Genomic DNA, 26,577 nt, shown 5'->3' with positions numbered 1-26,577 from the left:
ACGCTGTTAAAATCATAAACGAGCACAAATGATCAATAACAGTCATATATAATCAAATAATGGTCATGAAATTCCAAAGATAAGCGCATTTAATAAATGGGACAGCACTGTAAATAAAAGGAGCGAACCACGATGTTGTTTGAGGAAGAAAGAAAACAAAGAATCGTGCTATTTGTGGAAAAGAATTCAAGAGCTTCGGTACAGGAGCTAAGTCAGGAACTGGGCGTATCGGAGTCTACTGTGCGCCGTGACCTGAAAGAGCTTGAAGAAGCCAAGTTGCTGAAACGAACGCACGGGGGGGCAGTATCCCTGCAGAGCGTTAACTTTGAGGCGGCTTATCCAGATAAGGAAGATCGATTATTGGATGAGAAGCAGAGGATAGCACGTAAGGCTGTAGAGATGATTCAGGAAGGCGATGCTATTCTGCTGGATGCTGGAACCACAACGCTTCAGATTGCTAAAGAGCTGAGGGCTTTTTCTAATATAAAAGTCATTACGAATTCAATTATGGCGCTTAATGAACTGCGGGATTGTCGCAATATAGAAGTCTCAATTACAGGCGGAATGTTGCGACCGGATACATTGGCTTTTGTAGGACCGATGACTGAGCGCTCTTTAGAGATGGTAAGAGTGGATAAAACATTTCTTGCAACCAACGGATTAGACTTAAGAGAAGGAATCACTACACCTAATATGCTTGAAGCAGCGACCAAGCGTAAGATGATCTCGGTTGCAAAGCAAGTAATTCTTCTGGCTGATCATAGCAAGCTCGGTCAAGTATCCTTCTGTAAGGTTGCCGACGTGACGGAAATGGATCACTGCATTATTGATTCTGGTGCATCTGACAAGTTCATCCGTGAGATTACGCAAATGGGTGTGGATTTCTCGCTGGTATGACCCTAGGTGGAGGCTGTTCTACGGTTAGAAAATGTTTTAATTTGAGTGGTATGGAATCATTGTAAGATCGTTTGGAGAAATTACATTTGCCGCATGTTTAGCCGGTAATCTATGGCTTAGAAAACCAAAATAATTGAGGGATAATTATGATCTATACAGTAACGCTTAATCCTTCCATCGATTACATCGTGGAAGTTGAAGATTTGAGACTAGGTGGCTTGAACCGGATGAAACGTGATTTGAAGCTTCCTGGAGGTAAAGGGATCAACGTATCACGCGTGTTAAATCAGCTTGAGGTTCAGAATAAAGCTATAGGCTTCCTTGGTGGATTCACTGGACGATATATTGAGGAATGGTTGCGGAAAGAGTCGATTTCAAGTGATTTCGTATTTGTTTCTGATGATACCCGAATTAATATCAAGCTTAAGCATGGAGAGGAAACGGAGATTAATGGTGCAGGGCCTGTCATCCGAGATACGGAGGCAGAGGCATTATTACAGAAGATGGCTGTTCTGAATGCAGGCGATGTTGTGATATTGTCCGGAAGTGTTCCTCCTTCACTGGGTGCTGATTTCTATGACAGGTTGATATCTGTATGCAAGCAAAGAGAGGCCGAATTTGTCATTGATACTACAGGTTCAGCGCTGAAAAAGGCACTTCCTCATCAGCCGTTGCTCGTTAAGCCTAATCATCATGAGCTTGCAGAGCTATTCGGCGTTACGATAGAGAATAAGGAAGAAATTATTACTTATGGTCGTAAGCTGCTCGAAGCTGGCGCGAAGCATGTGTTAGTTTCAATGGCTGGTGAAGGTGCCTTGTTCATTACGGAACAGGGGGTATACCACGCCAATGCTCCAAAAGGAGCAGTAAAAAATTCTGTAGGCGCAGGCGATTCTATGATCGCTGGATTCGTTGGCACATTTTCTTTGACTGGAGATTTAATGGAAGCTTTCCGTGCAGGTGTTGCCTCAGGCAGCGCAACAGCTTTCTCTGATGACCTGGCAAATAGAGAATTCATTGAGCAACTGAGACCGCTGATCAACATCTCAGAAGTGTAAGCTAACAGCATTCAAAGTACTCAAGGGAGTTGGAAGAAATGAGAATTACGGATTTGATGATAAAAGAAACAATGATTATGGATTTAAAAGCAACCACTAAAGAAGGTGCAATTGATGAATTGATTGCCAGTCTTGCCGCAAGTGGTCGTATCAATGATCCTGTTCTATTTAAAGAGATGATCCTGAAGCGTGAAGAGCAGTCCAGTACTGGGATTGGTGGCGGTATCGCAATGCCACATGCCAAGACTATAGCGGTGAATGAAGCGACAGTTGTGTTTGCCAAAAGTGCGACGGGCGTGGAATTCGAATCACTTGATGATGAACCGGCTCGGATCTTCTTTATGATTGCAGCCCCAGAAGGAGCGGGCAACATGCATCTTCGTACATTGGCCTCGCTGTCCAGACTGTTGATCGATAGTGAGTTCATTGAACAGCTGATGAATACCCGAACTCCAGATGAGGTATCCGCCTTGTTCGATGCGAAGCAGGCCGAAGGGGAAGCCAAGGAGAAAGAGAGCGAAGCTGCTGAAGCTGCCAAGAAGTCAGAACCTGAAAAGCTAATCGTCGGCAACCCAGATTCCCAAGCATTCGTCGTAGCTGTTACTGCTTGTCCTACTGGAATTGCGCATACCTTTATGGCTGAAGATGCGCTCAAGAAGAAGGCTCTGGAAATGGGAGTTAATATCCGTGTAGAGACAAATGGTTCAGAAGGTGCCAAAAACATCTTAACACCCGATGAGATTCGGCGTGCAAGTGGTGTAATTGTGGCAGCAGATAAACAAGTGGAAATGGCTCGTTTTGATGGCAAGCCAGTACTGCAAAGACCGGTTAGTGACGGTATTCGCAAATCGGAAGAGCTCATTCGCAAAGCAATGAACGGCGATGCACCGATTTACCATAATGAAGGTCGTAGTGGTAATGAAGGAGAGTCCAAAGAGAAATCAGGCAGTATCGGCAGTAAAATATACAAGGACTTGATGAATGGTATCTCCCACATGCTGCCGTTTGTAGTCGGCGGTGGTATTCTGCTGGCGATCTCCTTCCTGATTGAACAAGTTGGTGGAGAGAATCACCCTCTATTCCAGCTGCTGCAGACGATTGGTGGCGGTGATGGTGCCTTCCATTTCCTAATTCCGGTTCTTGCTGGATTTATTGCGATTAGTATCGGTGACCGTCCAGCTCTGATGCCAGGTATGGTTGGCGGTTATATGGCCTTGAATTCCAATGCTGGATTCCTCGGCGGTCTGGCTGCAGGTTTCTTGGCTGGTTACGTTGTTATCGGTCTGCGCAAAGTGTTTGCGGGTCTGCCAAAAACGCTCGACGGATTAAAGCCGATTCTGTTATATCCGGTATTTGGTCTATTAATTACCGGTGGATTGATGTATTACCTGTTCGATCCGATCTTTAGCTGGATGAACGTAGGGCTCATTAATTGGCTTAACGATCTTGGAACGGTTAATGCAGTAATTCTGGGTCTGGTTCTTGGTGGAATGATGGCTATTGATATGGGAGGTCCTTTCAATAAAGCGGCTTACACTTTTGCCATCGGGGTATTCACTACCAGTGGAAATACTAACGGATTTATGATGGCGGCTGTAATGGCAGGCGGTATGGTTCCTCCACTTGCAATAGCCCTTGCTACTACCTTCTTCAAGAATAAATTTACAGAATCAGAACGTAAATCAGGGTTAACAAACTATGTATTGGGCTTATCGTTCATTACAGAAGGGGCGATTCCATTCGCCGCTGCCGATCCACTGCGTGTTCTGACTTCTTGTATCTTAGGTTCAGCCGTAGCTGGTGGTCTCACTCAGTTTTGGAATATCAACGTTCCAGCACCGCATGGTGGGATCTTTGTAGCCGCGCTTTCGAGTCATGCGTTGTTGTTCCTACTGGCCGTTCTGATCGGATCTGTTATTTCCGGATTAATGCTCGGATTATGGAAGAAACCTCTTGAGGCAAAGTAATAAAATAAATAATTTGAACTGCTGGGTGCCAGACGCTTCTTCTGGTACTCGGCAGTTTTTTGAAATATAAGAATTTTTATGCATACGCTAAAAACTATTCTTCTATTTTTGCAGAAACGATCATCGTCCCTAAGAAGAAGCCGAAGGCGATTCTTCTTACCTAAACGTTGACCACGATGCCCTCAGCCCTTGCGAGAATAATCTCCTTCATTGAGGTTTATTTTTGTATAATTGAAAATATATATATAACAAGAGGGCAAAGGAGCGAGCGAGATGATACTGCACAAGGGGGAAGTCTTGTTCCGTCAAGGGGACAGCTGCGAATTCTTATATAAGGTGAAAAGTGGGCTGTTCAAGGTAACAAGGCTTCATGAAAATGGGAACATGGTGTTGTTCAACATCTTGTATCCTGGTGAGATGGTTCCCCATCATTCACTCATTTCGCCAAAGGAGGCGCATGGAACAGCGGTTGCTATGATGAAGAGCGAGGTGGAGGCAGTTCCTTCAGCGGAATGGTATCAACAGGTACGGGATGAGCCAGGTCGAGCGATGGAAATCGCTATGTTGCTTCAAGAGAAGGTGCGTTTTATGCAGACTCGGCTAGATCACCTTACGGTTGGAACACCCGCAGAACGTATGGAACTGTTAACCCGCTGGTTCAATGACTACTCTCATGGCGCAGCACTAACAGAGCTTTTGACACAGGAGGAAATTGGGCAATTGATCGGTGTGAGACGCGAAACAGTCAATCGTTTGTTGCGTACCGTGGAGTGATTCCTGCCTATTTTTATAGTGAAGTGTTTAGAGTAGTGGATCTCCGTGGTATAATGTATTCAGAACTTATTAAATTACAGAAAGGATCAGGATACCATGTGTCCCCGAAGGACGATTCCCCAAAGGACGATTTGGAAACGTTATGATCTGTCTTATACTTAGCTTCCCTGTAGAAGGTGCGTGAACCGTTGTTACTCGACGAACCGCCTCTGCGAGGGGAAGGAGTATATATATGCGAAGGAGCAATACCTCCGGTTTTACCCGTCGTAGAGGTTGGTGGGACGTTTAGCCGCCATATACGATAAGGGGAGACCTGTATGAGGAACCACAATTACGGAGTGAATGTACTGCTCCGGTTGACAGTCATTTTGTTTGGAACATTTTTGCTTGCATTTGCTTATTATCACATCAATTTTCAGAACCATTTGTCTGAGGGCGGATTCGTAGGATTATCGCTTCTCGGCAAATACGTATTAGGAATATCACCTTCAATTTCAACTCTGCTTCTAGACGTTCCAGTACTCTTGATTGCATGGATGTTCAAAGGGAAAACGTTCGTATGCAACACCTTTGTTTCTGTAGGAGCTTTTACAATCTTTTACGGACTCATGGAACGTTATTCCGGTTTGGTCATCAACTTGCAGGGCAACTTGGCATTAGCAGCCCTTTTATCTGGCGTACTGACAGGTTTAGGCGCGGGAATTATTCTGCGAAGCGGCGGCGCAAGTGGTGGAGATGATATTTTGTCGCTGCTGATCAGTGAATGGAAGGGAATTAAAGTAGGTACAGTTTTCATCATGTTGGATGTAATCGTTCTGGCATTATCACTCTTTTATATGCCTGTTAGAGAAACGATGTATACGGTGATGGCGGTAGTCGTCGCAGGTTATGTGATCACCTTTACAACCTCTTTAGGTAAACCAAAGTTAGTGAAGGCGCCAAAGATTCAGTCTACGCTGCGTAAACCGCATGATGGTACGGTAATGTGAATAAGACTGTATAAACAGCTTATTTCGGGGATATACTATATATAAGGTCAGCCAGAATTTCTGGTTGACTTTTTTTTTGTTGAATAAGTGATCTCAGGGGCGTTGCTTGGACGTTTCGCTCATAACAAAGGTGGCGCACGGGATTAATCCTATGCGCCACCTTTTTGTTAACTTAAGACTCTCTTATGCTTGTCTTTAAATCGTGAAGAGACATTTGCGACCACTTGTCCCTCTTATTTAGCCCACTGCATTCGTGATAGCTTCACATTCGTCCGAGCAATGTCCACTATGCTCATTTTCACAGTCCTCACAGCAAATATGCTGTAGATGGCAAGCATCGTTGGCGCAGTTGATGAATTTGTCAGCGGGCTTACCGCAGTGATGGCAACGACCAACAACGATATCATCATCGGTATGATTAATCTGTACGGAGATCCGCTCATCGAAGACATAACATTTTCCATCGAACAGTTGTCCCTGTACCTCAGGGTCTTTACCGTAAGTCACAATCCCACCATCCAGCTGGTACACCTGCTGGAAGCCTTCTTTCATCATAAACCCGCTTAATTTCTCGCAGCGGATTCCACCTGTACAGTAGGTCAGGATTGGTTTATCTTTTAGCTCGCTCATATTCTCGCGAATCCAGTCCGGGAATTCTTTGAAGCTGTCAACTTCAGGGCGGATGGAACCGCGGAAATGACCCAGATCGAATTCATAGCCGGTACGGCCATCCAGAATTACCACATCATCGCGCTGCATCATTTCATAGAAATCTTTAGGCGCCAGATGCTCTCCGGTGATCACGTTGGGGTCCAGTTCATCCTCGACCCGGAACGTCACGAGTTCCTTTTTATAACGAACGAAGATCTTTTTGAAGGCATGACCATCTGCCTCATCGATCTTGAAGACGATATCGCTGAACATCGGATTTGCGCGCAAATCCTTCATGTATTGCTCGGTTTGGGCAATCGTTCCAGACAGTGTCCCGTTAATGCCTTCATCTGAGATGAGAATTCGTCCCTTTACGTCAAGCTCTTTGCAGTAAGATAAATGCTCCTGAGCGAATTGTTCTGCATCCGGCACTTTTACAAATTTATAGTATAGCAGAATTGCATATTCCGATTGTGGTTTCATTCTTTTCACCTTTATCATTAGAATTAGACTACTAAATAAACGTTTAAGTATAAAAAGTATTGTAACATATTATCAAGCATTGACAAGAGAAACTCTTGATTCAGTAATGGTTAAAACTTGGATATTAATAAGAAAAACAGCGCAATGAATATGTCAGAATCATCATGCATATGGAGACTATTCTGCGAAATGGCGGCGCGAGTGGAGGAGACGATATTTTGTCGCTGCTGATCAGTGGATGTGGGAGTCAAAGAAGGGACTGTATTCATCATGTTGGATGCAGTCGTTTTGGTGTGATCACTCTTTTATATGCCTGTTAAAGAAACAATTATTTCATCTTTAGGACTCCAATTCGATTAGGGGGCTTGAGAGAAATGGCCTTGCTGAGGCGAAAGAGGGGCATAAATGCTCTCGATTTCTGGGAAATGGCCCAAATGGAGCGAAAGAAGGGCAAAAATGCTCTCGATTTGAGTGAAATGGCCCAAATGGAGCGAAATAGGGGCAAAAATGCCCTAGATTTCTGGGAAATGGCCTAAATGGAGCGAAAGAAGGGCAAAAATGCTTTCGATTTGCACGGATCGCGCGAATCCAGCCAAATGAACGGTATAAATCCCGTAGAATGGGCCGGATCGCGTGAATCCAGCCAAATGAACGGTATAAATCCCGTAGAATGGGCCGGATCGCGCGGATCCAGCCAAATGAACGGTATAAATCCCATAGAATGGGCCGGATCGCGCGGATCCAGCCAAATGAACGGTATAAATCCCGTAGAAATGGCTGGATCGCGCGAATCCAGCCAAAAGAACGGTATAAATCCCGTAGAATGGGCCGGATCCAGTTCTAATTGCTTCAGCAAGACATTGGTTACTTATGTTCGAGATGATATCGCCGGTTGACGTTTTTTTTATCGACTCTGTGATGTCTACCGCTACTGCTATATAGTGAGACCCGTGAATGATTATGCTCATTCACGGGTCTTTTTTTAGAGGTTGGGCTTGGGATACTTTAATTCATAACCATTAAATATCTGCCTCACGTTACGCTGACGATCTGTCGCACCCCCCTCCTAATTTGACTAACCCTGTCCACGATGTATATATTATTTGGCAAACCCCTATATTGTTAAGGCTGTGACCGGAGGCATGATATGTTCAAAATATTTATTATAGAAGATGACCGTGGACTGGTAGCTCTGCTACAGGATTATTTACATAAGTTTGGATATGAAACACAGGCTGTGAATGATTTCGAGCGGGTTCGCACTCAGTTTGAGACGTTCGCTCCGCACCTGGTTCTATTAGATGTTAATTTGCCAAAATACGATGGTTATTACTGGTGCCGCCAGATTCGTGGGATTTCCACCTGCCCTATCCTTTTTATATCTGCCCGCGACGGCAAAATGGATCAGGTGATGGCGCTGGAGAACGGTGCCGACGATTATATTACCAAGCCCTTTGATTACGAAATTGCGATGGCCAAAATTAAAAGCCAGTTAAGACGCGCTTACGGCACCTATGCGGGAAGCAACAATGAGCGTACCCTAACCGTTGCCGGATTGGCACTGGATGTGGAGCGACTAGTCCTTACTCGGGGAGAAGCCAAGGTGGATTTAAGTCACACGGAAGCCAAGATACTAGATGAGCTGATGCAAAAGTCGGGAACTATCGTTACCCGCGACAGACTGCTCGAAAAAATCTGGGATGATCAAGCCTTTGTGGATGAGAATACGCTTAATGTCTATGTCACCCGTGTACGTAAAAAGCTTGCCGCTCTTGAGATTACGGACGGTCTACAAACCGTTCGAGGTCAAGGCTACCGCTTGATTCCGAATTGGGGGGATGAGGGTTGAAGCTATTTTTAAGGGAGCAGATCCCATTAATTGTGGTCTATCTAGCACAGCTCATCTTGATCACACTAGTCTATCGGCTGGATGGGGGCAGTGGTGTGAGTGTTAGTCTGTACGCTGCTCTTCTCAGCACTTGTCTGCTGCTTGGCTACCTCGCTTACCGGTATATCAGCAATCGTACGTTCTATGAACGACTGGAGACTGTACCTACCTCTCTAGATGAAGCTGGCGGTCCATCACAGGATTCTCCGCTTGCCGTGAGTTTACGAGGACTACTAGGGTCACAATTCCGCCTCTACAAAAATGATTTACACAGCTACCGCCACAAGCTGGAAGAACATATTCACTTTATTAATCAGTGGGTGCATGGAATGAAGACACCGCTGTCTGTGATCCATTTGATGATTCAAGATAAAGACGGACCGCCTTTTACGGCGATAGGTGATGAACTGGATCGTCTGAAAAAAGGACTGGACACTGTACTTTATACGGCTCGGCTAGATACCTTTGAGCATGATTTTTACGTGGAACGTTTGGATTTGGAAACCCTCGTACGTAGCGTGACCTCAGAGCAGAAGCGTCTGTTCATACGTAACCGTATATTTCCTACTATTAAAATAGATGAGCGAATCGCCGTAACTACAGATGAGAAATGGCTAAGTTTTGTACTTACGCAGATTATTACGAATGCAATACGTTATACGAAGGAAGTCGGCAAACATGTATATTTTCATGGGTACATACAAGAAGACAAGAGAGCAGTACTGGAGATACGAGATGAAGGCGTGGGCATCCCAGCAGGTGATCTGCCGCGTGTGTTTGATCCTTATTTTACAGGTGTCAATGGACGAACCTTTCAAGAATCCACGGGAATGGGTTTATATCTTGTAAAACAGATCTGCGGAAAACTTGGCCAAGAGGTGAGCATTTGCTCAGAAGAAGGCAAGGGCACGACCGTACGGATAGTGTTTAAGGAGTCCTACCTTACAAATATGTAAGGTCATTGTAAGTTAGAGAAATGGCAGCCTGTGTATACACTTTGTATAATGAAGGCAATCCAGTCGAAAGAAGGAGAGGTAACACTTGCCCATTCTAGATGTTCATAATTTATCAAAAATATATGAGGGCAAAGTGTCCACTCAGGCATTGAATCATATCCGCTTTTCTGTTGAAAAAGGGGAGTTTGTTGGCATTATGGGACCTTCGGGGAGTGGAAAAACAACACTGCTCAACACGATCGCCACCATCGACCAGCCGACCTCCGGTCAGATTCTGATCAACGGCCGAGACCCCAATCTGCTTAGCAGACAAGACAAGGCACTCTTTCGCCGCCATGAGCTTGGTTTCGTCTTTCAGCATTTCAATCTGCTGGATACGCTCACTGTTGAGGAGAACATTGTGCTGCCTCTCACGCTTGCTGGTGTCCGTGTAACGGAAATGGAGAGCAGATTGAAAGAAGTAGCAAGTATGCTGGACATCAAGCATCTGCTGCAAAAAAGGACATACGAGATTTCAGGTGGACAGATGCAGCGGACCGCCATCGCCCGGGCGATGATTCATCGTCCTGCACTGATTTTAGCAGATGAGCCTACAGGGAATCTGGATTCCAAGGCTTCAGGTGAAGTCATGAATATGCTGACAGAGGTAAATCAGGAAGAAGGGGCAACTGTGCTGATGGTCACACATGACGCAGTGGCCGCGAGTTTTTGTAACCGAGTCATCTTTATTAAAGACGGACGTTTCTATAGTGAAATGTACAGGGGGAGCAGCAGAGGCGCTTTCTTCCAAAGTATCATTGATATGTTGTCTCTGCTTGGGGGAACTAGCCATGACCTTTCGGCAATTCGCTTATAGGAATGTTACACGTAACAAGCGTAAATATGCGGCTTATTTTGTCGTCAGTGCTTTTTCAGTGATGATCTTTTTCGTGTGCGCTTTGTTTATTTACCATCCGGATATTTCTAAGAGTTTGGTTTATAGTACAGCAGCTCATACAATGATGGCGGCAGAAGCCATTATTTATGTGTTTTGCTCCTTGTTCGTTCTCGTATCGGTTGGATCGTTTCTGCAGTCACGTAAGATGGAGTTTGGGATTTTATTGATGCATGGAATGACGAAGCAACAGCTCAACATGATGGTATTTTTGGAAAATATGATGATCGGCACCTCAGCCATTCTGACAGGTACATTACTAGGGTTAATTCTGGGCAAGTTGTTTTTAATGATCGGATCTACTTTTCTGGGTATACCTCTTTTAACGTTTCATCTTCCATGGCAGGCGCTTGTACTAACGATATGTAGCTTTGCGCTGTTATTTATTCTAATCTCGCTAAGCACGTTCTTCTTTATTGGGAATGAATCACTGATGCGGCTGTTTCAGGGAGAACGAAAAGCAGAAGAGGAACCTAAAGTTTCCTTGGTGTTATCAATCCTGTCTGCTTTATTGCTGTTAACGGGCTATTTTATGGCAGCTACTGCACAAGCGGCTTCGGTTGAAAAGGTGATGTTCCCCGTCGTTATAATTACGGTTGCGGGTACCTATCTCTTTTATACTCAGCTCAGTATTTACACTGTTAAACTGCTTAAGACGATCCGGCGCCTGTATTGGAACCGCACGAATATCATTACTTTATCGGGCTTGTCTTACCGCTGGAAAGAGAATGCCCGAATGTTCTTTATGGTGACGATTGTATCCGCAGTATCTTTTACTTCAGTGGGAGTATTTGCATCGATCCATACGCTTTCCAGAGAGTTGAAATTGGACTATCCCGCAGCAGTTGGTTATGTAGCCAAAGGCCATCAATCGCAGGATCCTTTTGACCAGCATTTGGACGAAATTAAGGAAGAGCTTACAACGCTCGGGTTACCCTATGAGACACTTAATATTCCGATTAAATACGCAGAGGTGGAATCTCAGACCGGGCCAGATCGCACGTTAAGGCTTCCCTTGATTGCTTACAGTGATTATAAGCTTGCTCTGCTTCGTGCAGGGTTTACGACGGATGAGCAACCTCTAAGTGGAGATGAAGGACTGGTGATGATCGGTTCGCAACGAGACCGGAGTCTGCAAGCGGGTAGAGTAAAGCCGATATACACCTTGAAGCAAGGTCTTTCCATTCGAGAAATGGGTTATACCCAGCATGTTCCCATTGCCGAATATCTATTGCCGGAGCTGGATGGAAGGGATGGGGGAGATTTCAGCGGTGTTGTGATTAGCGATGAGCTTTACAAGGCTATTCATCCCGTACAGACCGATTTGTATACAGGATTTTACATGGATGACTTCCCGCGAACAGTAGGTATAGCGGCGGATCTTGCTCATAAAGGGAAACGATCCTATGAAAGTAACTCGCCATACGCGATTGTTGTTAGCGGCACGCTGTTTGAAATACAGAGAACATTGTACAACACGATGCTATTCGCTTCTTTACTGGTGGGTACTGTATTTTTCATAGCGGCAGGCAGCTTCCTTTACTTCCGGCTGTATACAGATCTAGATCATGATCGTCATCAATATTCTACATTGTCCAAAATGGGACTTACAGATCATGAGCTAAACCGAATTGTAACGATACAATTGTCGTTGTTGTTTTTTGTTCCGGTTGGGATTGCCATTTTGCATAGTGTGTTTGCCTTTATTGCGCTTCAGCGGTTGTTCTACTTATCTATTGCTGTGGAGACCGGGGCGGTGTTATTGGGATATTTGGCTGTCCAGGGACTTTACTTCTTTTTTATTCGCAGCCGTTATTTACGCAACTTGAAGAAGAACTTGATCTGAATAATGGGGGTTACGAAATGCAAGCATGGATTACAGATTTTATGGAGCAGTTTGGTTACTTTGGTATTTTCCTGATGCTCGCTTTTGAAAATATATTTCCACCAATTCCTTCCGAAGTGATCCTTCCTTTTGGAGGATTCATGACAACCACAACGAATTTGACCATTCCTGGGGTAATCATTGCTGCTACGCTTGGCTCACTGCTGGGTGCAGTGATTCTTTATTATATCGGTCGTTTGTTGGATGTAAATCGATTGGAAAAGATTGTTGAACGCTGGGGCGGCCTACTCCGGATTAGCAAAAAGGACATCCACAAGGCTGACGCTTGGTTTGACAAATATGGCTATTGGACCGTATTATTTTGTCGGATGGTTCCATTAGTGCGTAGTTTGATCTCGATCCCAGCAGGGATGTCGGGCATGAAATTTGGAGTGTTTATGATCTTCACAACGATTGGTACGCTGGGATGGAATCTATTGCTGGTGCTTATTGGGGCGGCATTGGGTGAGTCCTGGGAAGACATCGCCATGTATATGGATATGTACTCTAACGTAGTGTACGTGCTTCTTGCAGGTGGAGTAGTGATCCTGGGATATTTGTTCTTCCGCAAGCGCAGCCGGAAAATGAACACCGAAGGTTGAGCCGAGAAGGACTTATAGATAAAAGTTATGATTAAAAGGAGGAGAACAAATGGAGCTATTAACGATTATTAAAGCTATTATTTTGGGAATTGTTGAAGGATTGACTGAATTTGCTCCGGTATCCTCCACGGGTCATATGATTATTGTTGATGATATGTGGTTAAAATCGACAGAGTTATTTGGGCAATATACGGCCAATACGTTCAAAGTGGTTATACAGCTGGGGTCAATATTAGCAGTTGTAGTTATTTTTAGAAATAGGTTCATTGAATTGTTGGGCTTAAAGCGCTTCAGCCGCAAGCAGTTGGATCCTGTAACCGAGCAACAACCACAGCTTGAAAAAGGCGGCCACCTTAAGCTTACACAGGTGCTTGTAGGCTTAGTGCCAGCAGGCGTGCTGGGGGTTCTGTTTAATGATTATATTGACGAACATTTATTCTCTACATCTACCGTGTTAATCGGTCTAGTAGTCGGTGCTGTATTAATGATTATTGCGGATCTATTCGGACCTAAGAAGATTCAAACGGAGAGTGTCGATCAGATTACATATAAGCAGGCGCTAGGTGTTGGTCTGGTCCAGTGCTTCTCCTTGTGGCCGGGATTTTCACGTTCCGGGTCGACGATTTCTGGTGGTGTTCTTCTGGGTATGAGTCATCGCGCTGCTGCTGATTTCACGTTTATTATGGCTGTTCCAATCATGGCAGGCGCCAGTTTACTCTCACTGATGAAGAACTGGCAATATTTCACCATCGATGCCCTGCCGTTCTTCATTGCAGGCTTTATCAGTGCCTTTGTGTTTGCGCTATTATCGATGCGTTTCTTCTTGAAATTGATCAACCGGATTAAGCTTTTACCATTTGCTATATATCGCATAGTACTTGCTGCAGTAGTATATTTCGTGTTTTTCTAAATCCGTTATAAGGAATCGATATAACCAAAGCCCCCGTCATCTATTGCAGATGACGGGGGCTTTCACGTATGATGACATCAGATTAAGACACTCACTTTATTGATGATAAGGATAAAGTAAAAGTTTCACTTTATTCTTATTATTCTCGCATAAACGTCTTACCGTCCTTAAAAAGGACGCCGAAGACGTTTTAGCGATTAAATGATAAGAAAGTATAAGTTTCACACAATACTTTCTTATTATTCTCGCATAAACGCTTACCGTCCTTAAAAGGACGCCAATGGCGTTTTAGCTTGAAAATAACGGAGACAGGTGCTTGCCGGAATTAGTAATTCGGTAGGCTTAAAAGGGAAGTTCGGTTCGAAGCCGATGCGGTCCCGCCACTGTAACGGAAGAGTCCATAGCAACATATGTCACTGGCAATTTACTACTGCTGGGAAGACTGCTAAGGATGCTGACACCGCTAGCCAGGAGACCTGCCTGTTTCAACAGCACTGCTTCACCTACGGAGGATAGGAAGGTGTTAGACGTTAACCATAGGTATATTATGGGCGTCTTTCCCTTTGACTTTTTTTAGGGAAAGGCGCTTTTTTTAAAAATATAAGAAAGTATAAGTTTTGCACCTATACTTTATGTCTTATATTTCTCGCTAAAATGCTTACCGTCCTTACAAGGACGCCGAAGGCGTTTATGCTTATAGGAATGCAAGTGATATCAAGTCCAAAATAAGAAAATGGAGAAGGGGAGCTGCAAAGTGACGAACAAAGTAAAAGTAAGTAATCTTGGCTATCCAAGAATCGGAAAAAACCGCGAGTGGAAGAAAACGTTGGAAGCCTTCTGGGCGGGGAAAATAAATGAGGAAGAATTCCGTACTGAAATGACAGGCATTCAGCTTCAGCATTTGAAGACTCAGCAGGAGGCAGGAATTGATTTCATTCCGGTAAATGATTTTACATTCTACGATCATGTGCTGGATACAGCTGTTATGTTCGGGATCGTACCTCCACGTTATGCGTATGACGGTGGCGACATTGGACTTGATCTTTATTTTGCGATGGCTAGAGGAAATGCTGAGGCTACCGCTTGTGAGATGACTAAATGGTTCAATACGAACTATCATTACATCGTTCCAGAGATTGGTGCACAAACGCCGCGTCTGACCGAGAACAAACCACTGGAAGCTTATCGTTTTGCCAAGTCCCAAGGGGGAATTGAGGGTAAACCTGTAGTTTTAGGCCTTTATACATTCCTTAAGTTGTCAAAAGGTTTTGCATCTGCGGATATTGCGAAGATTGCTGCTCGGTTTCTTCCGGTTTACATTCAGCTGTTGCAGGAACTGAAGCAAGAAGGAGTATGCTGGGTACAGATGGATGAACCAGCAATTGTTACAGGAATAAATGAGTCAGAATTATCCTTACTTCACTCGATTTACACAGAAATTGCTGAATCCGTGCCTGGTTTAAATATTATTCTGCAGACTTACTTTGAAGCTGCTGAACCGCTGGAGGCATTGTTCAAACTTCCGGTACAAGGTTTAGGTCTTGATTTTGTCCATGATGGCGGGACGAACCTGGCATCGATTGAACGTCTTGGCTGGCCTGAGGATAAGTGGCTGGGAGCGGGTATTATTGACGGACGCAACATCTGGCGCTCGGATCTGGATGCTAAGCTGCAGCTAATCGAGAAGCTGAGTGTACATGTACCGCTTGATCGTCTTATTCTACAGCCTTCTTGCAGTTTGCTGCATGTTCCGGTTACTGTTCAGGGTGAGGCGAAGCTGAAGACAACCGTCAAGGCTGCATTAGCCTTTGCTGATGAGAAGCTTAGTGAGCTTGGCCTGCTTGCTGCAGCCTTAGAGGGTACAGGAGAAGCTGCTGCTGCGTTGACAGCCAGTCGCGAAGCCCTTACTGCCTTCCGTTCGCTTCCTGAACGCGGCCGTAAGGATGTTGCGGAGCAAGTTCTTGGACTTGCAGATTTACCGGACCAACGCAGTCTACCGTTTGCTGAGCGCCTGAAGGTGCAGCAGGAGAAATGGCAGCTGCCACTTCTGCCAACGACAACGATCGGAAGCTTTCCACAGACCGTAGAAGTACGTCAGGCAAGGTTGAAATGGCGTAAAGGGGTATGGAATCAAGAGCGCTATGATGGGTTCGTACGTGAGCAGATCGCGGATGCAATTACCTTCCAAGAAAAACTAGGTCTGGATGTACTCGTGCACGGTGAGTTCGAAAGAACGGATATGGTGGAGTTTTTCGGGGAGAAGCTAGATGGTTACTTATTTACTAGTAATGGCTGGGTTCAATCCTATGGATCTCGCTGCGTGAAGCCACCGGTTATTTATGCGGATATAGCTTTTATTCAGCCTATGACTGTGAAAGAGAGCGTTTATGCTCAGTCGTTAACTGCCCTTCCTGTTAAAGGTATGTTGACTGGTCCTGTTACAATCCTCAATTGGTCTTTCGTACGTGATGACCTTAGTCGGGAAGCAGTAGCCAATCAAATTGCCTTAGCGCTCCGTCATGAAGTTAAAGCTTTGGAGGATGCAGGCATAGAGATGATTCAAGTAGATGAACCGGCTATCCGTGAAGGGCTTCCTTTGAAGGCTGAAGATCATGAGGCATACTTGAATTGGGCGGTGAAGTCGTTCCGTATCGCAACGAATCATGTGAAGGCTACAACACAAATTCATACCCACATGTGCTATAGCGAATTCAATGACATGATCGACTCCATTTCCGCGATGGATGCGGATGTCATCTCTATAGAAACTTCCCGTAGCCATGGGGAATTGATCGTTAGCTTTGAAGAACAGGAATATGATAAGGGAATCGGTCTTGGTGTATATGACATCCATAGTCCACGGGTTCCTGCTGTAGAAGAAATGACAGCTGCTATTGATCGTGCGCTGCGGGTGCTCGACCCTGAACAGTTCTGGATTAATCCGGATTGCGGCCTTAAGACACGTGGCTGGCAGGAGACGGAAGATGCACTTCGTAACATGGTAAAGGCTGCTGCTATTGCAAGAGAAAAGGCAGGAGTTAGTGCCTCCAAATAGCATTAGAGATATACAATAAATCATAGCCGGGGAATTTCTCCCTGGCTTTTTATTTCAGCCACTTGATAATAATTCTCATTCTTGATAGAATGAGAAAAGAAAAGAAGGAACCGTGGAGGGTCCCTTCAAATTATCACCTTATTTGCTTTCGAAAGTCTTGCAATCTGTTTCTTCTGCACGTGTAGGTTCTTGGGAGCTGTGGAAAGCTACAAAGATAGAATCAGCACTGCATTTGTTCTCTTCTGCCCAGTGGGTGCAGGAGTTAACTTCGCAAATTACGTCTTTTGCCATGAGGGTTCACCTCCCCTTCTTAGTAATAGACAGCATTATTAACAAAGAACTACTCTGTTCAACAAGGTGGAGCTTGTCCGAACAGAACCGCGCCCTACCCTCATTCATTATGAATTGAGGGTATTTGGTATTTTCTGTGTAGCTAGACGAGGTTATTGTACCAAATAAAGCGTTTGTAAGCAAATGGGTTATTCAATCACAGAAATATGACAAAGTTATACAAATAAATATAAAAAATTACAAAATACATTTCTCATTAACATACCAAAAAATACAAAATAATCCTAATTATCTATATAATTTTAAAAAATATCTGGTAATATTTTCGATAGGGAACGGCCGATCCTAATCTGAAATATTGGAGGATGAAATTGATGAAAAAGTTCTTACTATTCCCTTTTGCCTTAATGCTAATCTTGTGTTTACCTATTTATGCAGGTGCAGAAGGTGTACATAATGACGAAGCCCCTCAAAATAGTGAACCCGAAATCATAAAAGTCTACAAAACCTCACCTACGGGATTGTCAGAAATCTCAATAGAAGAGTACAATGATATTCTTGCGCAAGGACAAGCTTTAGAGGCTGCTAAAGAGGGATTGTTGCCAAGTGTGCCCCTGTTTAATACAGATTCTTCTTTTGAGAAAGCCTCTGTTATAGCTCCTAGAGATGCTTTCCAAACAACGATCTACTCTTACCAACAAAATGGTTATGTCTCCTATGTTACTAGAAGTGGCTTGACTAGAAAAATCTCTCAGGCTGTTTATAACAGTGCTTCTGGAAATTCGTTGTTAAACATCAGCTATTCGGTTTCTCAAGGTTATATTGCGAACACTAGCTTTGGTGTAACCGCAAAACAAACAGCTGTTAGTGCTGGCATTACAGGTGGCTCGTCGTGGTCCAATACTTATGGTGGCAGTAACACGACAACTGCATTAGTGAATCCTTACAATTATGCTTGGATGGAATATACGCCTATTATGAATAACTCATTTGGTGTGATCACAGAGAAGACTTATGCCAATGTTCAAGGGAATTCAGTTCTTGTAGGCACCACTAGTTATGATGTTGATATTTACATGGCAAGATTATTAAGCGGTTCGCTACCAGATGGCATTTATGTCATTAAACAAAGTTCTTCTAACCCAGGTTAGTGTTTGCACAAAAAATGATAGTTCGAGACCTCAAAGCCGCAGAAATGCGGCTTTTTTTCTTTTGAGTATGCATGATTTAAAAGAAACTATTCATCATTCCATTTTTAAGTGCAACCTTCCAAGTTTTGGAACGTCATAGTAAAGAGTGACGGAAGAGATCTGCTTAGAACAAGACATTCCGTTACGATATGATGATCCGTGCAAGCGGTATCTACTACATTTTTGGAGGAATGAGAATGCGTAAATGGGGTCTGCATTACTTATGTTTATTAATTCTTGCGGTAGTCTTGGCGGGTTGTGGTTCAGCGGATAGGAATTCAGCGGCAGATAGCTCGGCAAAAGAAAATGGTAGTACGAGTAACAACGCAGCAGTAGAGGTACAATCGCAGAGCTCGCTGGCCTCAACAGCGGATAAAAGCACTTCGGCAGCCCCTGAGGCAGAAGCAACAGGCAGCGAGAACTTGGCTATAAAGGGCTCCACATCAGAAAATACTGTTCAAGCAAGTGCAGGGTTTACTGGTAGCGATGTAGTAGCGGGCTTGAACAAGAAGCTGATCTATAAAGCGAACCTTAACATGGAAGTAGAAGACTATGGAAAAGCACAGACTGAAATACGTAATTTAGTAACCATAGCCAATGGATATATTATTGAGTTTAATGAAAATATGTCGCAGTACGAGCAAGGTGGGACGTTTATCCTTAAGGTACCTGCCTCCGGATTCTCACCTTTTCTGAATAAATTAGAACAAGTAAAACACGAATCTCTACAGCGCAGCATTCAAGGTCAGGATGTCTCTGAAGAGTACGTTGATCTGGAGTCACGTTTGAAGGCAAAGCAGCTAATGGAAGCACAATATACAGAGTTTATGAAAAAAGCGACGAAATCCACGGATCTGGTCGCCTTCGCGAACGAGCTTGGCTCGATTCAAGAAAGCATTGAACAGATTAAAGGTAGAATGCGTTATATCAATCAGAATGTATCCTTCTCTACGGTAGAATTGAGAGTGTATCAGACGGATGAAAGCATTGCTGTCAAAGAGAAGAAGGAGCAAGGGCCGTTACTGGAACGCGCTTCAGATGCTCTAAATGGCAGCTTAAATGCGCTATCTGTGATGTTTCAGTGGCTTGTAGTTATCCTTGCAGGAGCGTTACCGATACTTATCGGGGCTGCCATTATATTAGCTATTGTATTAGTTTCCCGTAAAAATATCCGCGAGCGTCGGGAGCAGCAGACCGAGAGGATCCGTCAGCGCAATAAGGAGCTGAAGAGAGAGCAAATCATCCCTGCGGCAACAGAACCTAAGGAGGCAGGTTCAGAGGATGAGCCGAAGGCTAATAAGGACTCAGAGGACTCAAAGAAAGAATAGCCCCTCTAAGCATAAACGACCTCGGCGTCCTTATAAAGACGGTAAGCGTTAAAGCGAGAAATATAAGGATAATGTATAACGTGAAACTTATACTTTCTTATATTATAAGAGAAAAAAACGGTTGTCATCCTAAAAGGACGACAACCGTTTCTTTGTGTACTGAGGATTGATGTTTAGGCAGGCTGGAAGAGTACGCGGTACTCCCCGTATCCTTCCTTCTCCAAATCCTCTTTCGGGACAAATCTTAGCGCCGCCGAATTTATGCAGTAGCGCAAACCGTTTTCTCCGGGACCATCGTCGAAGACGTGGCCTAGATGGGAATCCGCTACTTTGCTGCGAACTTCAGTGCGGACCATCAAATGACTGAGATCCGTCTTTTCCTTCACAGCATAGTCCCGGATGGGACGAGTAAAGCTTGGCCAGCCGCAACCGGAATCGTATTTATCCTGCGAGCTGAATAACGGTTCGCCAGATACGATGTCTACATAAATACCATCTCCATGGTGATCCCAAAAATCATTCCGGAAAGGAGATTCTGTAGCACTGTTCTGAGTGACTTCATATTGAAGAGGCGTTAACCGTTCTTTCAAACTTTGTTTGTCCTCTTTATGTGTCCAGTGGGTTTCTATAAAATCCTCTCGTCCAGAACCTTTGCGATAACGTTTGTAGTGGCCTGGATTCTTATGATGGTAGCCTTGATGATATTCTTCGGCAGGATAGAAAGTGGATGCCGGGAGAATCGGGGTTACGATTGGACTTGAGAACCGACCGCTTGCTTGAAGAGCTGCCTTGGAAGCTTCTGCTTGTTCTTTTTGTTCCTCCGAATGGGTAAAGATTGCTGTTCCGTAAGAAGTCCCGCGATCATGGAATTGTCCACCTGCATCGGTAGGGTCAATTTGCTGCCAGAACAGCTCAAGTAACTTGCTATAAGGGAAAATATCTGGGTTAAACGTAATTTGTACAGCTTCAACATGTCCTGTCGTTTCAGAACAAACCTCTTCATAGGTTGGGTTCACTGTATGTCCGCCGGTATAGCCAGAGACGACACTAATGATTCCTGGCAATTCTTCGAACGGCGAGACCATGCACCAGAAGCATCCACCTGCAAAGGTTGCTTTATCCGTCTTGGTATTTATATGGTTAGTCTGATGTTCACTCATTGATATCCCTCCATTCACATAATGCAATTAAATAGATCACAATTTAATTATAAAGCAAATACTAACTGCCTGCCAGTTTGTAACCGATAAGTTCTTTCGCTATCTGTTATTCTTCGCTTCTTGAGCGCGCGGACGCAAGCTCAGTCCGGCAATAATTAGCACAGCGGCATAGGCGATGATGGCAATAATCGCACTTACAGGGTCCTGGAAGAGATGATTCCCGAGGAAAGCGTATAATGCAATCCCTGGTATTTTTCCAATGCCGGAAGCTGCAATATAGCTCCAAAAAGGCAGTCCAGCAGCTCCAGCGTAGATGTTAACCGCTGTTTGGGGAATGATTGGCACGAGTCGTGCTAGGACAATCGAAGCGAAAGGTCGCCGCTCAATGCCTACTGTGAACTTTTCGAGTGCGGGAATGGAGGCTAAATAAGCTCTAGCTTGGCTTTGAAATAAGTACTTCACAATTCCAAACAGGATTGCGGCAGCCAAATTAGTAGCTAGCCAGCAAATCAAGGCTCCCACTAAACTTCCGTATGCATAACCGAAGAATCCGATGACAGCTTTATAAGGGACAACTGGAAACAAGGCCAGTAAAGTTGCAAACCCTATAGAACTGAAAAGATTATGATCCTCTTTCATCCAGCTTAGGATGTCATATCTGTAGATAAACGCAAGGATTGTACCCGAAACATAAAGAACAATCGAGAACCATTTCTTCATAGATAATATGCCCCTTCTTCCACTCATTCATCTCATCATACGGGATATGAAGTAAATATTGAAGCAAAGATCAATTGTCAGAGAATGAGAAGCAGGTATAATAGCATTTGTAGAGAACAAAGAGAAAAGATCGAGATATTGAAATGTTAGAGGGGGATGGATCAGTGATTGTACCTGAACGTAAAAGAGTCGCCATAATAGGAATCGGCAATATCGCCCGTAAAGTATATTTGCCACTGCTCTCTCAGCATGATTATGCCGAGGTAGTGGGTGTTCTCAGCCATTCATCGACAACGGTGGAGCAGGCTGTTCATACCTATCGTTTTCCTAAAGGGACGACGAATCTGGAAGAGCTGTTATCTTGGGATCTGGATGCAGTATTTGTACATAGCCCAACAACTACTCATTATGATATAGTAACAAAATGTCTCGAACGTGGGATTTCGGTATATGTAGATAAACCACTTTCTTATGATCTTGAAGAGTCCAGAAGGATGGCAGAGCTAGCACAAGATAAAGGGCTTTTGCTGGGAGTGGGCTTTAACCGCCGGTTTGCCCCTATGTATGTCACCGCCAAGCAATGGCTTGAGGAAGTCGGTGGAATTAGCCACTGCAGTGCGATTAAACATCGAACGAAGCTACAGACAAGCACCAGCCGCGAAACTGTGCATGATGATCTTATCCATATGCTTGATTTGCTGTTGTGGTTATGTGGAGATCAGTATGAACTGCTTCGTAGTCATCTTCAATCTAGTGGAGATGGTCGTCTGCTACAGGCATCTGGAATGCTAGCCTGGAAACATAGTGCAGTAGGGATGTACAGTATGGTTCGTGAAGCCGGTGCGGATTTGGAGAAGCTTGAGCTGCACGGAAATGGTAGATCGGTGGAAGTAGTGGATCTAGACAAGGCCATTCTTTTTGAAAAAGATACCTTACCGCATATTCAAGGCTTTGGAAGCTGGGATACTGTACTGGATAGAAGAGGTTTTAGTGGAGTGGTGAATAATTTTCTTTGCAACATAAATACACCGGAGCTATGCAGCATTGCTGCTTCAGCGGTACTGCCTAGTCATATGCTGGCGGCACAGCTTGCTGAATGAGGTCTCTGAGAAAGGAGAAGAATATATGGAGGATAACCGTAAATTAGTGGAGGAACAGATCATCGAAAGCTATAAGCGCGAAGAAGAGATGATGATTCTTGTATTCGCTCAGTGGTGTGTAAATAATGGACTTGATCCACATGCGCTATACTTGCAGGCTTATCCGCAGCAGGAAGGGAATGAAGCCTTGCGTCAGGCACTTGCCCTCACGGTTTCCGCAGAGGAAGCGGGAGACATTTCTGATGACACCGTTCTGGGTGTACTTTCACTTTTTGGAAATGATGACTTGGCACAAATCGTAACTGAAGCGATTGCTCAAAGGGGATCTAAAGGACCTGTGGGGGATTGACATTGGGGATATAATAATAGAGTCAGATGAACTTTTTTCGGTAAACGATGTTCATCATGGTTAAAATGTGTTAATATTATATATACTAACTAATAGTAAGTTTCGCAAGTGAGAGGTGAGAACAATGGAAGAACATCAATTTGCGATGTGTCCCAGATTTGAAACAGCCTTCTCTTTCTTAGGCAAACGTTGGAATGGACTTATTATTCAGACATTGATGAGTGGACCGAAGCGGTTTAAAGATATCTCCGGCCTCATTCCTTCAATGAGCGATAAGATGCTGTCCGAGCGGATGAAGGATTTGGAAGGTGAGGGTATCCTGGTTAGGCATGTATACCCAGAAACACCCGTACGTATTGAGTACGAATTAACAGACAAAGGCCGTGCGTTGCAGCCTGTTATGCAGCAGATTCAGTCTTGGGCTGAGAGCTGGGTTGACTAAAATTCACAGTAATGTTGTGGCCCTTTTTCCGAAATGGTGGAAAAGGGGCTTTTCAGTTTCTAAATATTAGACAGTGACAGTTGTGTTCCAATCCTTTATGCTTGAAAAAAACTTGCACAGTTTAAAAATAATTGTAATATAATAGAAAAACATTGTATGATCCTTGAATGGAAGCGCTCGCGTATTGGTTTTTGCTCAAATCTACTCAGCTGGAGTACAGGCATAGCAAAACTGTTAGGAGGCGAGGGAGATGAAGACGAAGACGACCCTATTTTCCCGGGAAATAACGTATGGAAAAAAGGATGTTGCTGAGCTAGAGAATGCTTCTATCAAAGTACAGCTCATCTATGACAAGACGTTGTTCATGCTGCATAGCCATCTTCCTGATTCCTTATGGGATGCGTGGATTGGCGTGCCTTACAGCATTATCTCTTCACTCTACAAAGGAAACAATGATAGTGGGACTATTTTTCAAAAATGGATTCAAAGTCCGACCGGCTGGAAGTGTATTGGTTGTGAACGGCACTGTCTGGAGTCCACGGAACCTCCACAAGATGTGAATGCGGCGAATCATGGGCGACAATATAAGTTTCATAACGGCATTCGCCAGAGTATGGTACTTCAAGCCTTAATTTGGTCCATGTACGAGAATATCGTATTATTCAAACCCTTTTTAGGCGATGAGCCTTTTTTTGACGATGATGATTTGCATACGATATCCTCTTATTTCGTTCCAACTTATCTGAATGAGTTCCACCTTATTGAGCGGTCTAAGCCATGTAAAGAATACAAAGATCAGAATATACGAGTCTTTCAGGAATGGATTTCCGCACCAGATCTTGTCCTCAAATGGAATGGTGGCTTGACGGAAGGCAGATGGATGACCGGTGTTTATATGGATCACTCCCGTTTTGCTGGATTGGGACCTTATTTGAAGGATTCAAAGGGACAGCGGACGTATATGCAGGCTTATGTGCAATAAAGTGAGTTGAAAAAGCACCTTTGTAGGCAAAGGTGCTTTTTTGCGCTTACTATGTATGTACATTCTCCAATCTCGTTCAAAAATAAGATACAATTTCCGTGCGTACAATCACAAGTCAAAGTTCCTTTCAGGGTTAAGGTGAAGAAGTGGATAAGATTTATTCAGAACCTAATCCCATAACCCAAGGAGGAGCTATAATGGAAACTAAACAACTTAATGATAGTATTTCGGATTCGAAACAAGCAGAATCGGTACAGGCTGGGTTTACCCCAGATGCACTGGTGAGGGATATTGTATTGCAATTCCCTAAAGCGGCAGATTATTTTAAAGCAAAACGGATTGATTTTTGTTGCGGTGGAGCTAAACCACTTGCTGAAGCAGCAGCTGAGCGTGGTCTGGATCACGAGATAATCATCGGTGATCTAAACAAGCTGTTCCAAGAGTATCCAGTACCCCAAGAGGAAATCGCTTGGAATACTGCATCCTCAGAAGAGTTAATTGCCCATATTATTAACAAACACCATCGTTATCTTCGTGAAGAGCTACCCCTTATTAGCCAAAATGTAACTAAGGTGTATCGAGTGCATGGTGGGGATTCTCCCCATTTGGTGGAATTATATAACTTGTTCAACACACTTAAGGAAGATTTACTCGAGCATACGGCTAAAGAAGAAGAAGATGAGTTTCCTAAGCTGTTGACATACGCTGCTAATCCTAGTGAAGAAGGCCTGACATCGCTTCGTGAGTCATTGTCTGAGCTGGAGAGTGAGCATGATGGTGCGGGCGATATTTTGAGAAAAATACGTAGTGTTACAGATGATTTCACTCCACCGGCGCATGCTTGCACGACCTATCGATTGACATATGCCCGGCTGGAAGAGCTGGAGAGTATGACTTTTGAACACGTACATTTGGAGAATAATATATTGTTCCCTAGGTTTCAGTGAAGATGAATAGTGTTCTAAAGGGCCCCTTAGGGGGCTTTTTTATTTGAGAACATGGCTTGTTTAAGTTATCCTTAAAAAGACAGTATACATAACTTTACAAGCCTGAGACGCTATATGGTCATTAGGCGGGACAAGGCGGTGTCAGGATGCCCATACGATCATTGTGGAAATTGATGCTAGGTTTAGTCATCGGATTCACAATAGGTGGATGCTCTACTAACAATGACAGCAATAGTAATGCTAATAATGGTGCGGCAGGATTAGAGGGACCGACAATATCGATAAGGGTTGGAGATAATGAACTGCTTACTAAACCATCGGACAGGTTACTTAGCGGGAGTTATAGAAATGGAATATCGCTCATGGAGCTCCTGAAAGGTAGTAATATTGCCACATTTGCGGAGGATAACTCAAGCATTCTTTCGGTAAAGGATTTTTCGCTAGAGTCGGGATTGGTTTGGGAGCTTCAGATGGGCGGTCAAATCATTGGGAATGCGGATTGGAATAATACTGTAGGGTATGATTCACAGCTAGTCTTCACCGCGAAGTCGAAGGATCATCAAGCACCACTTCAAACAGTAAGGCTGACCTTGAACGGTGGAAGTGTAGAAGTAGACCTGCATCATACGTATATTATTTTATTTAGAGAAGATTTAACCGTAAGAGATTTGCTCAAAAGCTGTAGTAGGGTACAATTGGCGGATGATAATAAAAAGGTGCTTTCCGTCAATGATTATACCCCTCTAAGTAATGAAGAATGGAAGCTGAAGGTGAACGGAAAACAACTACTCGATGATGGAATGGATATGAAGCTCAGGGCTCAAGATGAATTGGAGATTTTATTGACTTTACGCTAAAAATCGTACATTAAGCCAGATTAACGGTTGTTCAGAACCGTTAATCTGGCTTTTTATGTGGAAAAGATATCTAACAATTATCAGCACACTAAAGTGTGAAAATATTCACAATTAAAGTGACTGCAATCACAATGATGACTTGAATTTGAAACGTATAATTCC

At 43.9% G+C, this 26,577-nt stretch carries 25 protein-coding genes and 1 riboswitch; of the genes, 20 read left to right on the top strand and 5 right to left on the bottom strand.

Features of this window, described 5'->3' with window-relative positions; genetic code table 11:
• Positions 1 to 132: 132 nt before the first annotated feature.
• The 5 genes from M2444_RS08115 to M2444_RS08095 all read left to right on the top strand — a co-directional run bounded on the left by M2444_RS08115 (position 133) and on the right by M2444_RS08095 (position 5,685).
• Positions 133 to 897 (top strand): DeoR/GlpR family DNA-binding transcription regulator, encoded by a 765-nt coding sequence (locus tag M2444_RS08115; protein ID WP_094872829.1) that lies wholly within the window; start codon positions 133 to 135, stop codon positions 895 to 897.
• Positions 898 to 1,043: 146 nt separating this feature from the next.
• The gene (gene pfkB / locus M2444_RS08110; RefSeq protein ID WP_280786683.1) at positions 1,044 to 1,955 is read left to right on the top strand and encodes a 1-phosphofructokinase; all 912 of its coding nucleotides are present in this window, start codon (positions 1,044 to 1,046) and stop codon (positions 1,953 to 1,955) included.
• 38 nt (positions 1,956 to 1,993) lie between these two features.
• Complete coding sequence (locus M2444_RS08105) at positions 1,994 to 3,922, top strand: PTS fructose transporter subunit IIABC (protein ID WP_280786682.1); 1,929 nt, start codon at positions 1,994 to 1,996, stop codon at positions 3,920 to 3,922.
• A 273-nt stretch (positions 3,923 to 4,195) separates the two neighbouring features.
• Positions 4,196 to 4,696: a Crp/Fnr family transcriptional regulator gene (locus M2444_RS08100; RefSeq protein WP_094872824.1), complete on the top strand. Its 501-nt coding sequence runs from the start codon at positions 4,196 to 4,198 to the stop codon at positions 4,694 to 4,696.
• A gap of 317 nt (positions 4,697 to 5,013) precedes the next feature.
• The gene (locus M2444_RS08095; RefSeq protein ID WP_094872822.1) at positions 5,014 to 5,685 is read left to right on the top strand and encodes a YitT family protein; all 672 of its coding nucleotides are present in this window, start codon (positions 5,014 to 5,016) and stop codon (positions 5,683 to 5,685) included.
• A 237-nt stretch (positions 5,686 to 5,922) separates the two neighbouring features.
• Here M2444_RS08095 and trhO read toward each other — a convergent pair whose 3' ends face one another.
• Positions 5,923 to 6,819: an oxygen-dependent tRNA uridine(34) hydroxylase TrhO gene (gene trhO / locus M2444_RS08090; protein WP_280786681.1), complete on the bottom strand. Its 897-nt coding sequence runs from the start codon at positions 6,817 to 6,819 to the stop codon at positions 5,923 to 5,925.
• 512 nt (positions 6,820 to 7,331) lie between these two features.
• Positions 7,332 to 7,787, bottom strand: coding sequence for a hypothetical protein (locus tag M2444_RS08085; RefSeq protein ID WP_280786680.1), 456 nt, complete (start codon positions 7,785 to 7,787; stop codon positions 7,332 to 7,334).
• 179 nt (positions 7,788 to 7,966) lie between these two features.
• Between M2444_RS08085 and M2444_RS08080 the strand changes: the two genes are divergently transcribed.
• The 7 genes from M2444_RS08080 to metE all read left to right on the top strand — a co-directional run bounded on the left by M2444_RS08080 (position 7,967) and on the right by metE (position 17,049).
• The gene (locus M2444_RS08080; protein WP_094874631.1) at positions 7,967 to 8,668 is read left to right on the top strand and encodes a response regulator transcription factor; all 702 of its coding nucleotides are present in this window, start codon (positions 7,967 to 7,969) and stop codon (positions 8,666 to 8,668) included.
• On the top strand, positions 8,665 to 9,663 hold the full coding sequence (locus tag M2444_RS08075) for a sensor histidine kinase (RefSeq protein WP_280786679.1): 999 nt from the start codon (positions 8,665 to 8,667) through the stop codon (positions 9,661 to 9,663). Before M2444_RS08080 ends, M2444_RS08075 begins: the two co-directional genes overlap by 4 nt.
• Before the next feature lie 85 nt (positions 9,664 to 9,748).
• Positions 9,749 to 10,519 (top strand): ABC transporter ATP-binding protein, encoded by a 771-nt coding sequence (locus tag M2444_RS08070; protein ID WP_094878936.1) that lies wholly within the window; start codon positions 9,749 to 9,751, stop codon positions 10,517 to 10,519.
• Positions 10,494 to 12,443 (top strand): FtsX-like permease family protein, encoded by a 1,950-nt coding sequence (locus M2444_RS08065; RefSeq protein ID WP_094878937.1) that lies wholly within the window; start codon positions 10,494 to 10,496, stop codon positions 12,441 to 12,443. Before M2444_RS08070 ends, M2444_RS08065 begins: the two co-directional genes overlap by 26 nt.
• 17 nt (positions 12,444 to 12,460) lie before the next feature.
• Entirely contained in the window at positions 12,461 to 13,084 is a 624-nt protein-coding gene (locus tag M2444_RS08060) for a DedA family protein (RefSeq protein WP_042190577.1), read from the top strand.
• A gap of 49 nt (positions 13,085 to 13,133) precedes the next feature.
• Positions 13,134 to 13,994 carry an undecaprenyl-diphosphate phosphatase gene (locus M2444_RS08055; protein WP_042190575.1) on the top strand — a complete coding sequence of 287 codons (861 nt, stop codon included), beginning with the start codon at positions 13,134 to 13,136 and terminating at the stop codon, positions 13,992 to 13,994.
• A gap of 293 nt (positions 13,995 to 14,287) precedes the next feature.
• Positions 14,288 to 14,492, top strand: a riboswitch (cobalamin riboswitch).
• Between the two features lie 256 nt (positions 14,493 to 14,748).
• Positions 14,749 to 17,049: a 5-methyltetrahydropteroyltriglutamate--homocysteine S-methyltransferase gene (metE, locus tag M2444_RS08050; RefSeq protein WP_280786678.1), complete on the top strand. Its 2,301-nt coding sequence runs from the start codon at positions 14,749 to 14,751 to the stop codon at positions 17,047 to 17,049.
• A 138-nt stretch (positions 17,050 to 17,187) separates the two neighbouring features.
• Here metE and M2444_RS08045 read toward each other — a convergent pair whose 3' ends face one another.
• A complete protein-coding gene (locus M2444_RS08045; RefSeq protein WP_076120659.1) occupies positions 17,188 to 17,340 on the bottom strand; it encodes a DUF1540 domain-containing protein in 153 nt (50 codons plus the stop codon).
• A gap of 374 nt (positions 17,341 to 17,714) precedes the next feature.
• Between M2444_RS08045 and M2444_RS08040 the strand changes: the two genes are divergently transcribed.
• Together M2444_RS08040 and M2444_RS08035 are read left to right on the top strand one after the other, a co-directional pair.
• The gene (locus M2444_RS08040; protein ID WP_094878978.1) at positions 17,715 to 18,491 is read left to right on the top strand and encodes a hypothetical protein; all 777 of its coding nucleotides are present in this window, start codon (positions 17,715 to 17,717) and stop codon (positions 18,489 to 18,491) included.
• A gap of 236 nt (positions 18,492 to 18,727) precedes the next feature.
• The gene (locus tag M2444_RS08035; RefSeq protein ID WP_179283812.1) at positions 18,728 to 19,858 is read left to right on the top strand and encodes a DUF4349 domain-containing protein; all 1,131 of its coding nucleotides are present in this window, start codon (positions 18,728 to 18,730) and stop codon (positions 19,856 to 19,858) included.
• A gap of 173 nt (positions 19,859 to 20,031) precedes the next feature.
• On the opposite strand, the gene msrA is transcribed toward M2444_RS08035, so the two are convergent.
• Together msrA and M2444_RS08025 are read right to left on the bottom strand one after the other, a co-directional pair.
• Positions 20,032 to 21,018 carry a peptide-methionine (S)-S-oxide reductase MsrA gene (gene msrA, locus M2444_RS08030; protein WP_094877964.1) on the bottom strand — a complete coding sequence of 329 codons (987 nt, stop codon included), beginning with the start codon at positions 21,016 to 21,018 and terminating at the stop codon, positions 20,032 to 20,034.
• A gap of 99 nt (positions 21,019 to 21,117) precedes the next feature.
• A complete protein-coding gene (locus tag M2444_RS08025) occupies positions 21,118 to 21,738 on the bottom strand; it encodes a TVP38/TMEM64 family protein (protein ID WP_179283737.1) in 621 nt (206 codons plus the stop codon).
• 164 nt (positions 21,739 to 21,902) lie between these two features.
• Between M2444_RS08025 and M2444_RS08020 the strand changes: the two genes are divergently transcribed.
• The 6 genes from M2444_RS08020 to M2444_RS07995 all read left to right on the top strand — a co-directional run bounded on the left by M2444_RS08020 (position 21,903) and on the right by M2444_RS07995 (position 26,415).
• The gene (locus tag M2444_RS08020) at positions 21,903 to 22,838 is read left to right on the top strand and encodes a Gfo/Idh/MocA family protein (protein ID WP_280786677.1); all 936 of its coding nucleotides are present in this window, start codon (positions 21,903 to 21,905) and stop codon (positions 22,836 to 22,838) included.
• A 25-nt stretch (positions 22,839 to 22,863) separates the two neighbouring features.
• The gene (locus M2444_RS08015) at positions 22,864 to 23,187 is read left to right on the top strand and encodes a hypothetical protein (protein ID WP_094873764.1); all 324 of its coding nucleotides are present in this window, start codon (positions 22,864 to 22,866) and stop codon (positions 23,185 to 23,187) included.
• A gap of 124 nt (positions 23,188 to 23,311) precedes the next feature.
• On the top strand, positions 23,312 to 23,629 hold the full coding sequence (locus M2444_RS08010; protein ID WP_042129916.1) for a winged helix-turn-helix transcriptional regulator: 318 nt from the start codon (positions 23,312 to 23,314) through the stop codon (positions 23,627 to 23,629).
• Between the two features lie 250 nt (positions 23,630 to 23,879).
• Entirely contained in the window at positions 23,880 to 24,611 is a 732-nt protein-coding gene (locus M2444_RS08005) for a hypothetical protein (RefSeq protein WP_094873752.1), read from the top strand.
• Positions 24,612 to 24,808: 197 nt separating this feature from the next.
• Positions 24,809 to 25,558: an iron-sulfur cluster repair di-iron protein gene (ric, locus tag M2444_RS08000; protein WP_094873750.1), complete on the top strand. Its 750-nt coding sequence runs from the start codon at positions 24,809 to 24,811 to the stop codon at positions 25,556 to 25,558.
• 146 nt (positions 25,559 to 25,704) lie between these two features.
• Complete coding sequence (locus tag M2444_RS07995; RefSeq protein ID WP_094877968.1) at positions 25,705 to 26,415, top strand: hypothetical protein; 711 nt, start codon at positions 25,705 to 25,707, stop codon at positions 26,413 to 26,415.
• Positions 26,416 to 26,577: the final 162 nt, after the last annotated feature.

This window comes from Paenibacillus sp. PastF-3, from assembly GCF_029893135.1.
Classification (GTDB): domain Bacteria; phylum Bacillota; class Bacilli; order Paenibacillales; family Paenibacillaceae; genus Paenibacillus_AQ; species Paenibacillus_AQ nitricinens.
This window is presented reverse-complemented; position numbering and strand designations above follow the sequence as displayed.

Coding starts and splice junctions, on each gene's coding strand:
- M2444_RS08115 (WP_094872829.1), top strand. CDS start 133: ATGTTGTTTGAGGAAGAAAGAAAACAAAGAATCGTGCTATTTGTGGAA.
- pfkB (WP_280786683.1), top strand. CDS start 1,044: ATGATCTATACAGTAACGCTTAATCCTTCCATCGATTACATCGTGGAA.
- M2444_RS08105 (WP_280786682.1), top strand. CDS start 1,994: ATGAGAATTACGGATTTGATGATAAAAGAAACAATGATTATGGATTTA.
- M2444_RS08100 (WP_094872824.1), top strand. CDS start 4,196: ATGATACTGCACAAGGGGGAAGTCTTGTTCCGTCAAGGGGACAGCTGC.
- M2444_RS08095 (WP_094872822.1), top strand. CDS start 5,014: ATGAGGAACCACAATTACGGAGTGAATGTACTGCTCCGGTTGACAGTC.
- trhO (WP_280786681.1), bottom strand. CDS start 6,819: ATGAAACCACAATCGGAATATGCAATTCTGCTATACTATAAATTTGTA.
- M2444_RS08085 (WP_280786680.1), bottom strand. CDS start 7,787: ATGAGCATAATCATTCACGGGTCTCACTATATAGCAGTAGCGGTAGAC.
- M2444_RS08080 (WP_094874631.1), top strand. CDS start 7,967: ATGTTCAAAATATTTATTATAGAAGATGACCGTGGACTGGTAGCTCTG.
- M2444_RS08065 (WP_094878937.1), top strand. CDS start 10,494: ATGACCTTTCGGCAATTCGCTTATAGGAATGTTACACGTAACAAGCGT.
- M2444_RS08060 (WP_042190577.1), top strand. CDS start 12,461: ATGCAAGCATGGATTACAGATTTTATGGAGCAGTTTGGTTACTTTGGT.
- M2444_RS08055 (WP_042190575.1), top strand. CDS start 13,134: ATGGAGCTATTAACGATTATTAAAGCTATTATTTTGGGAATTGTTGAA.
- M2444_RS08045 (WP_076120659.1), bottom strand. CDS start 17,340: ATGGCAAAAGACGTAATTTGCGAAGTTAACTCCTGCACCCACTGGGCA.
- M2444_RS08040 (WP_094878978.1), top strand. CDS start 17,715: ATGAAAAAGTTCTTACTATTCCCTTTTGCCTTAATGCTAATCTTGTGT.
- M2444_RS08035 (WP_179283812.1), top strand. CDS start 18,728: ATGCGTAAATGGGGTCTGCATTACTTATGTTTATTAATTCTTGCGGTA.
- msrA (WP_094877964.1), bottom strand. CDS start 21,018: ATGAGTGAACATCAGACTAACCATATAAATACCAAGACGGATAAAGCA.
- M2444_RS08025 (WP_179283737.1), bottom strand. CDS start 21,738: ATGAAGAAATGGTTCTCGATTGTTCTTTATGTTTCGGGTACAATCCTT.
- M2444_RS08015 (WP_094873764.1), top strand. CDS start 22,864: ATGGAGGATAACCGTAAATTAGTGGAGGAACAGATCATCGAAAGCTAT.
- M2444_RS08010 (WP_042129916.1), top strand. CDS start 23,312: ATGGAAGAACATCAATTTGCGATGTGTCCCAGATTTGAAACAGCCTTC.
- M2444_RS08005 (WP_094873752.1), top strand. CDS start 23,880: ATGAAGACGAAGACGACCCTATTTTCCCGGGAAATAACGTATGGAAAA.
- ric (WP_094873750.1), top strand. CDS start 24,809: ATGGAAACTAAACAACTTAATGATAGTATTTCGGATTCGAAACAAGCA.
- M2444_RS07995 (WP_094877968.1), top strand. CDS start 25,705: ATGCCCATACGATCATTGTGGAAATTGATGCTAGGTTTAGTCATCGGA.